Source organism: Methylobacterium sp. J-072, from assembly GCF_022829425.1.
Classification (GTDB): Bacteria; Pseudomonadota; Alphaproteobacteria; order Rhizobiales; family Beijerinckiaceae; genus Methylobacterium.
Genome location: NZ_JAKSYK010000207.1, coordinates 21,020 through 35,044, shown reverse-complemented (window position 1 = coordinate 35,044; position 14,025 = coordinate 21,020). Strand labels below are relative to the sequence as shown.

The window sequence follows — 14,025 nt, the reverse complement described above, 5'->3', positions numbered from 1 at the left end:
GCTTTTTGATTGGCATCGTCTTTTTCCGAAAGCCGGCGGCCACCTTTCGGGACGATGCTTTAGGCGCCCAGCACCTTCAGCACGTCCCGGGCGGCGCGCTCGCCATCGAGGGTGGCGCCGCCCACCGTCATCGCGCCGCCGCCGGCCAAGGCTTCGCCGGCGAAGAACACGCGCTCGCCCACCGGATCGCGTAGGCGGTCCCGGGCGTCCGCATGGCCGGGGGCGACGATCGAGTACGAGCCGAAGGCATGCGGGTCGGTCCACCAGCCGGCGAGACGCCCGGCCTGGACCGCACCTTTCGCCTTCGATCCCAGGATCGTACCGAGCCGCTCGGTGGCCAGCGCCACGGCCGCCGGCTCGCCCGCGCGGCACAGGTCTCGGGCGAGGTCGCCGCCGAGATTGGCAACCGCGAGGGGGCGGCCGAACGGCCCCATCTCGAAATACACGGTCGGGCCGCCGGTGATCACCGACACCGCGTCGCCTAGAGCCGCCGGATCGACCTTCGCAGGGTCGAGGCGCAGACCGATCTTGGTGTAGGCGCCCATCTGGAGGCCATCGAGGGCCGCCTCGGTGGGATTGGGCGGGCGCGGCGTGAACCGGATCGCGCCGGATTTGAGCACGCCCACCGGTACAGTGACGATGACCGCCGCCGCCGCGAGGGTGCCGCCCTCGGTCTCGACCCGGACGGTTTTTTCGGACCAGTCGATCGCCCGCACCGGACAGCTCAGCCGTACCGGAAGGTCAGCAAAGCGACGCGCCACGAGGTCGCCGTAGCCGTCGACCCAGAGGTCGGTACCGGACCAGAGCCGGTCGTAATCGACCGCCGAGACCCGTTCGGGATCCTCGCCGAGCGACAGCCGGCTCAGTCCGGCCGCGGCCAGCTCGGCATTCGGGCCGCCGGACCGGGCCGCCTCGGCCAGCGAGAGGTCGCCCCCCTTCGGCGCCAGCAGGGCGTCGAGCCCGGAGAAGCCGGCACGTCGGTTCGCGTTCTCGGCCTCGGTCGCGGGCCGGCCGTCGATCGTCAGCGTGCGCGCCCAGCCGCCCTCTTGGGCGAAGCGCACGCCCGCCGCCCGGGCGATGGGCGCCCAAGGGTTACGCTCGGCCCAGTGAATATACTCGGCGCCGGCGTCGAAGCGGCAATCCGGGCCGAGCGCCCGGTCGGTGAAGGCGCGGCCGCCGATCCGGTCCCGCGCCTCGATAAGGGTGAAGCTCCGGCCGGCCGCCCGAAGCGTCGCGGCCGCCGCCAGGCCAGCGGCACCGGCGCCGACGACGACCACCGTTCCGTCGCGCGCCGTTGCGCGCAGGGCAGGGGCCGTCAGGAGCGCGGAGGCCAGGATCGCTCGTCGGGTCGGTGTCATCGCGTCCCGCCCAGGTCCCGTGGTCCGTCGTTGGACGATGCCCCCCTTCAGCGACCCGTCGGCTGCTCGCTAGCCGCGGGCGCCCTGGCTGTTGGAGCGCTTCTCCATCATCGTCTTGACCTGCATCATCTGGTCCCAGACCACACCCGGCGAGGTCCCGAAGAAGTCGAAGGTCGCGTAGACGCCCCAATAGAGGCCGAAGCAGATCAGCGGCACCAGCACCCAGGCCAGCACCTCCTCGCCCCGGCGGCGGCGCTGCCGACGACGGCGGCGCTCCTCGCGCCGGGTCAATTTCTGGGGGGGCGCAGGATGCGCAACGGGGGACAGAGGCCCCTCGTGCAAGTCTTCTGTCATCAGGCGCCTCCTCGCCGCGGCGCGTTCGCGTCGCGGCGGTCATAGACCGGCAGGGCTGTGTCCGGAAGCCTGCCGGCCGGCCAGCGTGCCTTATGCGCGCACGAGTGGCACCTTCGGCACGGTGCGGATCCCACCGCCGGAACCGCCGCCCTCACCGCCGCCCTCACCGCCGCCACCCTTGTCGTCCTTCGGGGCCTTCTTGCGCGTGGCCGTGCGGGGCTTGGCCCGCTTGTGCCGCTTGGCCGCGTTGGTGACATCCGCCTCCGGCTTGGGCGTGACCGGCCCGGCCGGGAACTCGAAGCCGAGGCTGTCCTTGGCGCCGGCCTTGGCTTCCTCGTCCTCGGGCTTGCGCACCACGACCTTGACGGCGCCGCCATCCTTGAGCTTGCCGAACAAGACCTCGTCGGCGAGCGGCGTCTTGATGGTCGACTGGATCAGACGCGCCATCGGGCGGGCGCCCATCGCGTCGTCGTAGCCATGCTCCACCAACCACTCCCGAGCCTCGTCCGACAGCTCGATGGTGACGTTGCGGTCGGCGAGCTGCGCCTCGAGCTGGAGGACGAACTTGTCGACGACCTTGGCCACGACCTCCTTGGGCAGGTGGCCGAACGAAATGATCGCGTCGAGGCGGTTGCGGAATTCCGGCGCGAACAGCTTGTTGATCGCCTCGACATCGTCACCGGTGCGCTTCGTCTGTGTGAAGCCGTAGGCCGACTTCGCCAGGTCCGAGGCACCCGCGTTGGTCGTCATGATGATGATGACGTTGCGGAAATCGACCTGCTTGCCGTTGTGGTCGGTCAGCTTACCGTGGTCCATCACCTGCAGCAGGATGTTGAACAGGTCCGGGTGGGCCTTCTCGATCTCGTCGAGCAGCAGCACGCAATGCGGGTGCTGGTCGATCCCATCGGTGAGCAACCCGCCCTGGTCGAAGCCGACATAGCCGGGGGGCGCGCCGATCAGGCGGCTGACCGTGTGGCGCTCCATGTATTCCGACATGTCGAACCGCAGCATCTCGACGCCCAGAGAGGACGCCAGTTGCTTGGCCGCCTCGGTCTTGCCGACGCCGGTCGGTCCCGCGAACAGGTACGAGCCGATCGGCTTGTCCGGATCGCGCAGGCCCGCCCGGGCGAGCTTGATCGCCGAGGTCAGCGCCTCGATGGCGCTCGGCTGGCCGTAGACCACCCGCTTCAAATTCTCGGTGAGGTGCTGGAGCACCACCGCGTCGTCCTTCGAGACGGTCTTCGGTGGGATGCGGGCCATCGTGGCGATGGTCGCCTCGATCTCCTTAATCCCAATGGTGCGCTTGCGGCGCGCCTCCGGCACCAGCATCTGCGAGGCGCCGGTCTCGTCGATCACGTCGATCGCCTTGTCGGGCAGCTTGCGGTCGTTGATGTAGCGGGCCGACAGCTCCACCGCGGCCTTCACGGCCTCGGTCGTGTACTTGAGCTTGTGGAACTCCTCGAAATACGGGCGCAGGCCCTTCACGATCTCGATCGTGTCCGGGATCGACGGCTCGTTGACGTCGATCTTCTGGAACCGGCGCACCAGGGCCCGGTCCTTCTCGAAGTACTGGCGGTACTCCTTGTAGGTGGTCGAGCCGATGCAGCGGAGCGTGCCGGAGGCCAGCGCCGGCTTCAGCAGGTTCGACGCGTCCATGGCGCCGCCCGAGGTCGCACCGGCGCCGATCACCGTGTGGATCTCGTCGATGAACATGATCGCGTTCGGGTGCGCCTCGATCTCCTTCATCACCTGCTTGAGGCGCTCCTCGAAGTCGCCCCGGTAGCGGGTGCCAGCGAGCAGCGTGCCCATGTCGAGGGAGAACACGGTGGCGTCCGCCAGAACCTCCGGCACCTCGTGCTGGATGATCTTGCGCGCCAGCCCCTCGGCGATCGCGGTCTTGCCGACGCCGGGGTCGCCCACCAGCAGTGGGTTGTTCTTCTGCCGACGGCAGAGCACCTGGATCGTACGCTCGACCTCGGAGTGACGGCCGATCAGCGGGTCGATCTTGCCGTCCCGGGCCTTCTTGTTGAGGTTGACGCAGTAGGCGTCGAGCGCGTCGCCCTTCTTCTTGGCGCCGCCGCGGGGATCGCCCTCGTCGCTCGGACGCTCGGGGGTGCCTTCCTCCTCGGCGCCGCGCACCGGCTTCGCCTCGGAGGCGCCGGGGCGTTTGGCGATGCCGTGGCTGATGTAGTTCACCGCGTCGTAGCGGGTCATGTCCTGCTCTTGCAGGAAGTAGGCGGCGTGGCTCTCGCGCTCGGCGAAGATCGCCACCAGCACGTTGGCGCCCGTCACCTCCTCGCGGCCCGAGGACTGGACGTGGATCACCGCCCGCTGGATCACCCGCTGGAAGCCCGCCGTCGGCTTGGCATCCTGGCGTCCGTCACCGGTCAGGTTCGACAATTCCGTGTCGACATAATCGACCAAGCTGCGCTTGAGCGTGTCGATCTCGACGTTGCAGGCGCGCATGACCGCGGCCGCATCCTGGTCGTCCACGAGGGCGAGCAGGAGGTGCTCCAGCGTCGCGTATTCGTGCCGTCGCTCGCCGGCGAGCGCCAGGGCTCGATGGAGGGCTTGTTCTAGGCTGCGTGAGAAGCTTGGCAAAGCTGGCCTCTGTGTGGGTGCCTACCGCGAACGGCGCCTATTTCTTTTCCATAACGCACTGGAGAGGATGTTGGTGTTTGCGCGCGAAGTCCATGACCTGCGTCACCTTGGTCTCCGCCACCTCGTAGGTGAAGACCCCACACTCGCCGACCCCATTCTGATGCACGTGCATCATGATGTGGTAGGCGTCCTCATGGCTCTTGTTGAAGAAGCGCTCGACGACCAGCACGACGAATTCCATCGGCGTATAGTCATCGTTCAGAAGCAGTACCCGGTAGAGGCTGGGCTTCTTCGTCTTCGGCTTGGTCCGGGTGATGATCGCGGTGTTGGACCGGTCGTCGCCGCCCGGCGCGCGCGACCCGGAGGCCGTGACCGCGGGCTGCGCCGGCTGGTGGAACGTCATCGTGGCGGTGCCCTGCAGGGGAACCTGTGTCATGTGCGTCGAACCGATCCCTCGATTGGAGCGGGCGTCGCCGTCCCCCAATCCGATCCTGTCATGACCCTGCCGGGAGCGGCGTCTGGGTCAGCGGACATTAATCTACAGACCGTGAGGCGACTTCGCCAGACGCCTGCGCGCACTTGTCCGCCCCGCAAAGCTTGTGCCCGGCGCATCGCTGTCGCCCGGCTTCTTCGGCCGGGGGGCGGGCAGGGCGATGGGCTCGCCTGACCGGAGGGGATGCGGGCGTCACGCATCGCACGACTCGGCCGGGATGGCGGCGGGACACTCCTCGCCGTGCCGGCTTCCGATAGTCAGACCTCGCCTTGGGCAGGCCGCGACGTGCTCCCTCTCCCGTGCGGGAGAGGGTTGGGGTGAGGGATCAGGTTTCTCCGGAGAGGTCGCCCCCCTCACCCTGTCCCTCTCCCGCACGGGAGAGGGGACCCGCGCCACATCCGGCATCGTGCAGATAGGGGATGACGGCTGCCGCGCCAAAAATCCGACCCCCGACATGGGGCCCAATATGGCGATTGCGTGGGCCGCGGGGCGGGCGGGGGATCGCTGCATGGCCGGCCTCCTTGGCGCCGCCGGGCCAGCCTGACGCGACCGACACGGATGGCGAAACCGGGTTTTTGCAGAGATTGTGCGCCGCCTCCGCCATCGTCAAGCGGCGCCCGGACCGACAGGATTCGGAAGTCGCGGGCATCGCATTAACGGGCCTGTAACTGCACCCGCCTAATTCTCAAACGATGCAGCGGGGCCACGCGATCAGCGCCGGCCCGCACCAGAGAGACGACCGGCCGTTGCCGGTCCCGCGAGGCAATCAGGCGTGATGCGTAGCGTTGTAGGCCGCTTTCGGACGACCCCCGCGCTGCCGGCCGCCATTCCGGCCGCCCTGGCAGCCGCCGCGGTTCTGACCGCCCTGGCGGCACCGGCCGAGGCCCGGCGGGGCCGGCATCACCATCACCACGCGTCCGGGGGCGGCTACAACCCGCCCTACGCCGCCATGGTGGTGGACGTGAAGAGCGGGAAGACGCTGCACGCGGTCAACGAGGACGCGCTGCGCCACCCGGCCTCGATCACCAAGGTGATGACGCTCTACATGCTGTTCGAGCAGATGGAGCGCGGCAAGTTCGCCCTCGATTCCGACCTGACCATCTCGGCCCACGCCGCTGCCCAGGCGCCGTCGAAGCTCGGCCTGCGCCCCGGCCAGACGATCTCGGTCGAGGACGCCATCAAGGCGATCGTCACCAAATCGGCCAACGACGTGGCCTGCGCCATCGGCGAGAACATCGCCGGCTCCGAGGAGCGCTTCGCCCAGATGATGACCGCCAAGGCGCATGCGCTGGGCATGAGCCGGACCCGCTACGCCAACGCGTCGGGCCTGCCGGATCCCGACCAGCTCACCACCGCCCGCGACCTGACCGTGCTGGCCCGGGCCATCCAGGACCGGTTCCCGCACTATTACCGCTACTTCCAGACCCGGTCCTTCGCGTTCCGCGGCCGGGTGATCGGCAACCACAACCACCTGCTCGGCAACGTCCAGGGCGTGGACGGGATCAAGACCGGCTACACCCGGGATTCCGGCTTCAACCTGATGACCGCGGCGAAATCCGAGGGCCGCCAGATCGTGGCGATCGTGCTCGGCGGCAAGTCGGGCGGCAGCCGCGACCGGATCATGGCCGACCTCGTCCGCTCCAGCCTGCCCCGGGCCTATGCCGGCCTCCGCCAGGCGCCGCCGGTCACCGAAGTTGCCGAGCGGGCCCGGCCCGCCGTGGTGGCGGATGCAGTCTCGCGCACCCGCACGCAGGTCGCCTCGGCCGACGACGAGGATGTCGAGACCACCGGCACCACCGGCGAGCCCCTGGACATCACGCCCTCGCGGGCCACCACGACGCCGGGCGGAACCTGGAAGCCGGGTCCCCAGGGCGTTTCACAATCGCTGCCGAAGGCGGCCCAGGCCTATGCCGGCACCAGCAGCGCGCAGGCGCCGTTCCCGGGCGCGTCCAAGACCGTGGCCCGGATGGCCTCCTCGGAGCGCGACGAGCCGCCCAAGGCCGTCACCGGAAGCCGCGTCGTCCCCACCGCCTGGGTGATCCAGCTCGGCGCCATGGACGACGAGACCAAGGCCCGCGCGATGCTCTCGGAGGCCCGCGCCAAGGCCGGGGGCAGCCTGTCAAAGGCGGCGCCCTACACGGTCAAGGTCGAGCATGGCGGGACCACGCTCTACCGCGCCCGCTTCTCGGGTTTTTCGGAGCAGGATGCGGCGCAGGATGCCTGCACCTCTCTGAAGCGCAGCGGCTTCAGCTGCTTCGCAACCCGCAGCTGAGCAGCCTCGACAACCAGCGTCGCGCCCACAAGGTGCGCCGGTACGGCGGAGCCGCGGCTGTGTTTGCCCGCGGCTGCGAATCAGTAAGTATCTGACAACGCGCGTGGAGTTCAGCGATGTCGGTTCAAAAGCCTGTCTCGGGCCGCGTTGACCCGCGCCGCCCGCTCGGCACTTCCGCCCTGGTCGGGGTGGGTGAGCTTCATCAGAGACCTGTGGGCCGTCCGGACCTGCTCAGCGGACGCCCCGCGCTGAAGCCCCAGGATCTGGTACGCCTCCTCCTGCGTCATCGACCCTGGATGCGTCGGGCGTCCCGGCCGCGGGTCGCGATCGCGCTCAGCGTCTACACGCCAGCCGGGCGCCCGGCGGTCGAGATACGGCTCTAGCAGGGCCGCGCCCTCGGGATCGCTCTGGCGGCAGGTGGCGAGCAGTTCGGCCACGACCGCCACCGGCAGGGCATCGAGCCAGGCCCCGGCCCGGGGTCCGGCGATCACCCGGCCTTCGCCAAAACTGCCGTCCGAGCGCCGGCGGATCTCGATCAGCGCCGTCCGGTGCCGGCGGCCGCGATCGACCCAGGGCTTGAGGATCGGAGTGAGGCGCGCATTCATCGCCGCCTGCCCCTCGATCATCCAGACACCGCCGAGGCCGAGCAGGGCCGCCAGAACGAAGTTGCCGTGCAGCAGCAGGAACCCGGCCGCCCCGAGGGCCAGGACGCCGCCGATCTTTTCAGGCCGGATCGCGCCCACCATCGCGGTCACGCTCTTGCCGAAGGCGCGCCCGAGCCGGCCGCCGAAGCCGTCGCCGTTCTTCGAGAGCCACCAGAGCGTCAGGCAGGCCAGAAGGGCCGCAAACAACACCATCACTTATCGCCGCGTGCCGAACTCGGCACCGACGCGGCCGCCGATCTGTACCGTCGTCCCGTCCCCGAGATCGTAGAAACCGCGCCGGGGCGTCGTCGGCTTGTGGGCCGGAACGTCGCATCCGGGTCGCGGCGGCAGGCGGACGCCCTCGGGCAGGTCCTCCGGGCAGAGGCGGGAGCGCACCGGCTGCTCGGCCGCCGACGCGGCGCCGGCGGCGATCAGGAACAGGGACGCAAGGACGGACAGGCGCGTCACCGGCGGTTCTCCGCGACATCCGCGGTGGTGATCCGGATCTGACGGATCCGGCCGTCGCGCTCGACCTTCAGGGTCACGGGCGCGCCGAGGCCGGCCTCCTCGATCGCCGCCGTCAGGTCGGCCAAGCGATGGACCGGCTGGTCGTTGGCGCCGACGATCACGTCGCCGATGTCGCCGGTCTGCGGATCGACGCCGCGCAGGCCGGCCTGGGCCGCCGGGGATCCGGGCAGGACCCGCAGCACCACGACGCCGTCGATCCCGAGCCGGGCGGCGGCGGCCTCCTGGGCGGCGATGATGCCGATGCCGGGATTGCGCACCCGGCCGACCCGGATCAGCTCCGGGACGACGCGGTTGACCACGTCCACGGGGATCGCGAAGCCGATCCCGGCGCTGGCCCCCGAGGGCGACACGATGGCGGTGTTGACCCCGATCAGCCGCCCGGCGGAGTCGAGCAACGGGCCGCCGGAATTGCCGGGGTTGATCGCCGCATCGGTCTGGATGACTCCGGAGAGTTCGCGGCCGGCGCTGGTCGGCATTCGTCGGCGCACCGCGCTGATCACGCCGGTGGTCAGAGTGTGGTCGAGGCCGAACGGGTTGCCGATGGCGAAGGTCGATTGGCCGACCTTGAGATCCGCCGAGGATCCGATCGCCAGCGGTGGTGGCATCTTGGTCACACGTCCGAGCCGTAGCACCGCCAGATCGTAGGACGGCGCCAGCCCGACCAGGGTCGCCGAGACCACCTCACCGTCGCTCATCCGGACCGAGACCGAGCCGCCCGACTGCGCGGCATTCTGCACCACATGCGTATTGGTGACGACGTGTCCGGCGCCGTCCCAGACGAAGCCGGTGCCGGTCTGGGTACCGCTCTGCTCCCCGCCCTCGTCGTCCGGGTCGAGCAGGTCGCGCCCGGTGGCGGCACTCTGCGCGAAGACGTGGACCACGGAGGGGCTCGCCCGCTCGAACAGCGCGATCGTGGTCGTTTCGGACTGGGCCAGATCGCCGCGGGCAGCCACCACCCGGGGCGCCTCGGCCGAGTAGAGCAGCGGCTGCAGGTAGGGCTGGGCGACGTAGAGCGCCAGCAGGACCAGGACCGCGGCGAGCACGAAGCGCACGGTACGATCCGGCAAGGGTCTGTCTCCAATCAGGGCCCGGATGCGGGCGCGGGCCTTAAGTGCGCGTTCAGGATCAGGGCGTCAACACAGACAGAGCGCCGTCGCCGACTGGCCCCAGACGTGTTCTGGCGCACGTCGGAGACTGGCGCACTTGGCTAACGGAATGGTCATCAATCGATGGCCACAATTCTCGCAAGTTCACGGCGGATCAGTCACGGCCGGTTTGAGCATGGAACACGGTACTGCGTCTTATCCTACGTACTAGGACTCAATGCTGGTGCCTGAAATGCCCAAATTGATCGCAAAGCTGCCGCAGAGATGCTTGCATTGACGCTCAGCCTTTCAGTCCCCGCAGCAGGCCGGCTCGTCCGGGCTGCGGGACTCTGAACGGTCCCAAACGGTTCGGAAGGACACGACATCATGGAAACCGAAGCTCTGGAACGCCCGGCCGATCTCACGATCTGGCGCACGGCCCCGGCGAGCACCCCGCTCGCGCAGCCCGAGCGGTACGGCACCCTGCGCGAGGCGATCGCCGCCGCCGCCGGTGCCTTGACCGATCCGGCCAAGCAGCCCTGGATCATCACCGAAGAGGGCGAGATCCTCTCCCCGAACTGGATCCGCACCTACCTGAACTGAGCGGTTTCAGCGGATTCTGAAGTGGCGTTGCGCGAAGAGGATCGACCTGCGGGGGTCCTCGCAGCGCAGAGCCCCGCCGATCGGCGGCGCCGTGACAATTGCCGAACGGTCGTGCCACGCGCATCGCTAGACGGCGATGCGATCGACCGAGGTGCCAAGGTCACGTCGCCCGTGCGCCAAGGCCGTTCCTATGCTAGACGAAAGGGGCCTGAAGCTGCGCTTTGGGGAAGCCTCGTCTTGAGAACGCGAGCCGCGTCCGTGACCGCCGTTGCCTTCGACACCTTGCGGTTTGTCCGCACGCTCCGCGACAAGGCCAAGATGTCCTCGGAGCAGGCCGAGGGTCTGGCCGACGCCATCGCCGAGGCGATCCAGAACGATCTGGCGACCAAGACCGACATCGCCGCGGTCCGGACGGACATCGAGGCGCTGCGGCTCGCCAACAGGGCCGATCTCGCCGACACGAAGGCCGAGCTCATCAAGTGGATGATCGGCGCGATCGGGTTCCAGGCGCTCGTGATCGTCGGCGGCATCGTAGCCCTGGCGCGGGGCCTGCACTGAGCGAACCCGTTCGCATCTTCGGAACAGCGGGGATACCGGGGATCGCGGCCCGCCTCGTCCGGCTGCCCCGCCGGCTCACTCCGCAGCGTCGGAGCGGCGGAAGCCCTCGATCCCGACCTGGTCCGGGTTGATCGCGTGCAGCGCCCGCCGGGCCGCCTCGAGGGGGTGCTCGGCCTCGATCCGCACCGACGTCAGATCCGGGCTCTTGTAGACGGTGACGATGGTGTCCATCACCTCGGTCAACGTCGTGCGCTTATCCTCGGGGGCGGCGATCAGCAGCTGCAGCCCCCAGGCGCGGTAGAGATCGACCAGCGCCTGGCTGTTGCGCACGTCGAGCTTCGAGAACGCCTCATCGAGCAGGCAGAGCCCCAGCCCCGGATTCTCGTCGCCGGGCCGGTCGCCGGGGTAATAGGCGCTCGCCAGCGAGGCCGCGATCGCCACGTAGAACGGCGCCTGCGCCTCGCCGCCGGAGCCGCGCAGCGCCCGCGCCGACATGGTCGTGCGGTTGCCGGCCGCGTCCTTCATGCCGATCTCGTAGACGAAATAGTTGCGGTAATCGGCGAGCCGGGCCGCATCCTCCTGGCCGGCGATCAGCGCGGTGATCTCTTCGAGCGCCGCCGCCATCGGCCCCTCGGTCTCGCCCGCCAGAAGCGCCTGCGCGGCCTCCGGCGAGCGGGCGGTCTCGGTGGCGAGCGCGTGGACGGCGGCGTAGCGCCGGTCCACCGCCGCCTCGAACGCGTAGGTCTGGCCGGTGAAGCTGCGCGCCGAGAGCCGCTCATTCAGGGCGGCGAGCCTGGCATGGACCCGCTCGAACCGGTCGGCCAGGCGGGTCAGCAGGTCCTCGGTCATGAGCCGGCGCATCTCGACCTCGGCCCGCTCGGCCTGGGCGCGGTAGCGGCGCAGCTCGTGGCCCTCCACGGCCTCGTATTCCTTGCGGACCCAGGCGTAGCCGTCGATCGCCGGGGCGTCGCCGGCATTCAGCGGGTTCTCGACCCGCCAAGCCGAGCAGGCCTCGGTCAGCTCGCGCTCGGCGACACGGCCGTGGGAGCGGGCCGCCTCGGCGGCCTCCCGGGCGAGCCCGCGCTCGGTGGCGGCCCGCGTGCCGGCGGCCTTGGCGTCGAGGCCCGCGAGCGCGTGCCGCGCCTCGGCGATCACCGCGACGCTGAACGGTTCGGAGCGGGCGAGGCGCACCCGCGCCGCGTCGCCGCCCATGAGTTGCCGGAGGGCCGAGCGCCTTGCCGAGAGCGCAGCCCGGGCCGCCTCGCGCACGGTCCCGAGACGCGCGCGCAGCGCCGCCTCGTCGGCGAGCAGGCGGTCGAGCTTCGGCTCCAGCTCTTCCGACAATTCCCGCAGGTAACCGACCCGCTCGGTGGTCAGCGCGGCGATCTCGGCGGTGAGGCCGGCATTGTCGCGCTTCTCGATGCCCTCGCGCTCGGTCTGGAGGGTGCGCCGCCGTCCTTCGAGCCCGTCGAGCTCGCCCCGCAGGGCGTCGATATCGTCGAGGCCGCGACTGATCCGGGCCCGCACCGCCGCGGCAGTGCGGGCGGCCTCGCGCAGGACCGCCGCCTCGCCGCGCAGCCGCCTTGCCTCGGCGACCGCGGCCTCGTGCGCCCGGCGGCTGTCGACCGTGGGGCCGCGATGGCCGCGGGTCATCAGCAGATCGACGTTGCGGGTGACCGAATAGGCCATGCCGGCGGTGGTCCGGCCGCTCGGCGCCACGGCGCGGGACAGGCGGGCCAGCTCGGCATCGTCCCGAGCGAGGTCGTAGCCCCCGAGCCGCACCCCCAAAAACGCCTCAGCGTGCGGGTCGCTGGTCTCGATCACGGTGAGCGGCCCGTCATCGTAGCGGCGCGGCCGCTGCTTGGCGGTGTCGGTGGTCTTGACCAGGATGCAGCGGTGGAACCGGTCGCGGCCCGACTGGAGAACGCCGAGCGCCTCGCTCAGCCGGTCGGGGGAAACCACCAGGGCTTCGCGGGCGCGGCCGAGCAGGCCTTCCAGTGCCGGCCCCCAGGTCGGATCGACGATTTCGGCCAGTTCGCAGATCGGCAGCGCGTCGATGCCGCGCCGCTCAAGCTCGCCGCGGAACGCCACCGTGTCCGAGGACAGGCGCGCCGCCGGGCCGGCTCCGGTGCGCGGCGCGGTGCGCTCGGCCTCGCTCTCCTGGGCGCGGGCCTTGAGCGCCGCATCCTCGGCGGCCCGCTCCAGGGCCTCGTCGAACTCGGGCAGGCGCGCCAGCCCGTCGATCAGCTCGGCCAGGGGCCCGTCCGGCCGCAGGATTTCTTCGGGCGAGGATTCCCGGCGCAGGCCTGCCCGGGCGCAGGATTCGGCGAGCCGCGCCGCCGGCGGGCAGGCCTGGCGCAGGATCGGGGCGACCGGCTGGAGCTTGCCCATCTGGCCGACGATTCCGACGAGGTCGGAAATCCGCGCGACCAGCTCCTTTCGGTCCCGCTCCAGCATCGACAGGCCGAGCGTCGAGGCGGCGAGCCGGCCCTCCGCGGCGCTGCCGGCGAGCAGGGCCTTCTTCTCGGCGATCTCGCCGTCGATCTCGCGCACGTGCCCGCGGCTCGCCGCGACCCGCTCCCGGGCGATCCGCAGGATGTCGGCGCCCTCGTTCAAGCGCAGCCGGACCGCGGTGAGGTCGAGGCTGCGGCGGCGCAGCTCGGCGCAGGCGGCGCGGAATTCGTGGTTGGCGGCAGCCAGCACCGCCTCGCTCCAGGCATCGTAGCGATCGCGCAGGCGGCGCAGGCGGGTGAGCCGGCTCTCCAGCTCGCCGATCGTCTCCAGCAGCCGGCGCCAATTGGCGATGGAGAGCCGCACCCGCTCCACATCCAGCGGTTCCGGATCGAGCACGAAGGCGCGCACGAAGGCGCTGGTGTCGAAGATCGGCTTGAACGCCACCGCGTTGGCGAAGCTGCGCAGGAAGTGCCGGGGCTCGGGGGAGGGCGCGCCCTCCCGCAGGGTCGCCAGGATGTCCGCGGTGAAGCGCTCGCCGGAGGTCCGATACTCGGTGAAGCTCGCCGCCCGGGCGCGCAGATCCGCGGCGATCTCGCTCCACGGCGCCGTGAAGCTGCCCCCCGGGGCGGTGCGGGCGTAATCGGCGATCTCGAACCGGTGCCCGACCGCGATGAAGCGCGACAGCACGGTCTCGCGTGGCTCCACGGCCCGGGCCGCCAGCGCCAGCCCGACCGTGACGGTGCGGCCCGAGGCCGGGTTCTCGAACACCAGGGCCAGCACGGTCTCGCAGGATTCCCGCGTCGGCCGGCCGCCCTCGGCCGGATCGCTGATCCAGCCGAGGCAATAGTCGCGCACCGTGCGGGCACTGCGCCCGGAAGCCGAGGCGTTCAGCGCCAGCCGGCTGGCATTGTTGCCGGCCAGCACCGTGCCGACCGCGTCGAAGATCGTGGACTTGCCGGCCCCGGTCGGCCCGACCAGGGCGGCGGCGCCCCGCAGGCGGATCTGCTCCCGCCGGATCAGGTACCAGTTCGAGATGGCGATATCGGTGAGGACGTACACGATGTCGGAAGGCCGG

The 14,025-nt window shown here is 70.5% G+C and carries 11 protein-coding genes; 3 read left to right on the top strand and 8 right to left on the bottom strand.

Annotated elements, in window-relative coordinates; translation table 11 throughout:
- Positions 1-59 precede the first annotated feature (59 nt).
- The 4 genes from MKK67_RS26770 to clpS form a co-directional block, all read right to left on the bottom strand.
- Positions 60-1,358 carry a flavin monoamine oxidase family protein gene (locus tag MKK67_RS26770; RefSeq protein WP_243971219.1) on the bottom strand — a complete coding sequence of 433 codons (1,299 nt, stop codon included), beginning with the start codon at positions 1,356-1,358 and terminating at the stop codon, positions 60-62.
- 69 nt (positions 1,359-1,427) lie between these two features.
- Positions 1,428-1,712, bottom strand: coding sequence for a hypothetical protein (locus MKK67_RS26765; protein WP_243971217.1), 285 nt, complete (start codon positions 1,710-1,712; stop codon positions 1,428-1,430).
- A gap of 90 nt (positions 1,713-1,802) precedes the next feature.
- Positions 1,803-4,313 carry an ATP-dependent Clp protease ATP-binding subunit ClpA gene (gene clpA, locus MKK67_RS26760; RefSeq protein WP_243971215.1) on the bottom strand — a complete coding sequence of 837 codons (2,511 nt, stop codon included), beginning with the start codon at positions 4,311-4,313 and terminating at the stop codon, positions 1,803-1,805.
- A 37-nt stretch (positions 4,314-4,350) separates the two neighbouring features.
- Positions 4,351-4,716 carry an ATP-dependent Clp protease adapter ClpS gene (gene clpS / locus MKK67_RS26755; RefSeq protein ID WP_243971702.1) on the bottom strand — a complete coding sequence of 122 codons (366 nt, stop codon included), beginning with the start codon at positions 4,714-4,716 and terminating at the stop codon, positions 4,351-4,353.
- Positions 4,717-5,581: 865 nt separating this feature from the next.
- Between clpS and MKK67_RS26750 the strand changes: the two genes are divergently transcribed.
- Positions 5,582-7,078 carry a D-alanyl-D-alanine carboxypeptidase gene (locus MKK67_RS26750; protein WP_243971212.1) on the top strand — a complete coding sequence of 499 codons (1,497 nt, stop codon included), beginning with the start codon at positions 5,582-5,584 and terminating at the stop codon, positions 7,076-7,078.
- 110 nt (positions 7,079-7,188) lie between these two features.
- Here MKK67_RS26750 and MKK67_RS26745 read toward each other — a convergent pair whose 3' ends face one another.
- The 3 genes from MKK67_RS26745 to MKK67_RS26735 are packed head-to-tail and all read right to left on the bottom strand — an operon-like array spanning position 7,189 to position 9,317.
- Positions 7,189-7,935, bottom strand: coding sequence for a J domain-containing protein (locus tag MKK67_RS26745; protein WP_243971210.1), 747 nt, complete (start codon positions 7,933-7,935; stop codon positions 7,189-7,191).
- A gap of 3 nt (positions 7,936-7,938) precedes the next feature.
- Positions 7,939-8,190, bottom strand: a complete 252-nt coding sequence (locus tag MKK67_RS26740; protein WP_243971208.1) for a hypothetical protein — start codon at positions 8,188-8,190, stop codon at positions 7,939-7,941.
- Positions 8,187-9,317, bottom strand: coding sequence for a S1C family serine protease (locus MKK67_RS26735; protein ID WP_243971206.1), 1,131 nt, complete (start codon positions 9,315-9,317; stop codon positions 8,187-8,189). Before MKK67_RS26735 ends, MKK67_RS26740 begins: the two co-directional genes overlap by 4 nt.
- 405 nt (positions 9,318-9,722) lie before the next feature.
- Here MKK67_RS26735 and MKK67_RS26730 point away from each other — a divergent pair, with 405 nt between their 5' ends.
- The gene (locus MKK67_RS26730) at positions 9,723-9,938 is read left to right on the top strand and encodes a hypothetical protein (RefSeq protein ID WP_007569315.1); all 216 of its coding nucleotides are present in this window, start codon (positions 9,723-9,725) and stop codon (positions 9,936-9,938) included.
- A 258-nt stretch (positions 9,939-10,196) separates the two neighbouring features.
- Entirely contained in the window at positions 10,197-10,496 is a 300-nt protein-coding gene (locus MKK67_RS26725; RefSeq protein WP_243971204.1) for a CCDC90 family protein, read from the top strand.
- A 75-nt stretch (positions 10,497-10,571) separates the two neighbouring features.
- Here the strand turns inward: MKK67_RS26725 and MKK67_RS26720 are convergent, their stop codons facing one another.
- On the bottom strand, positions 10,572-14,009 hold the full coding sequence (locus tag MKK67_RS26720) for an SbcC/MukB-like Walker B domain-containing protein (RefSeq protein ID WP_243971202.1): 3,438 nt from the start codon (positions 14,007-14,009) through the stop codon (positions 10,572-10,574).
- Positions 14,010-14,025 lie beyond the last annotated feature (16 nt).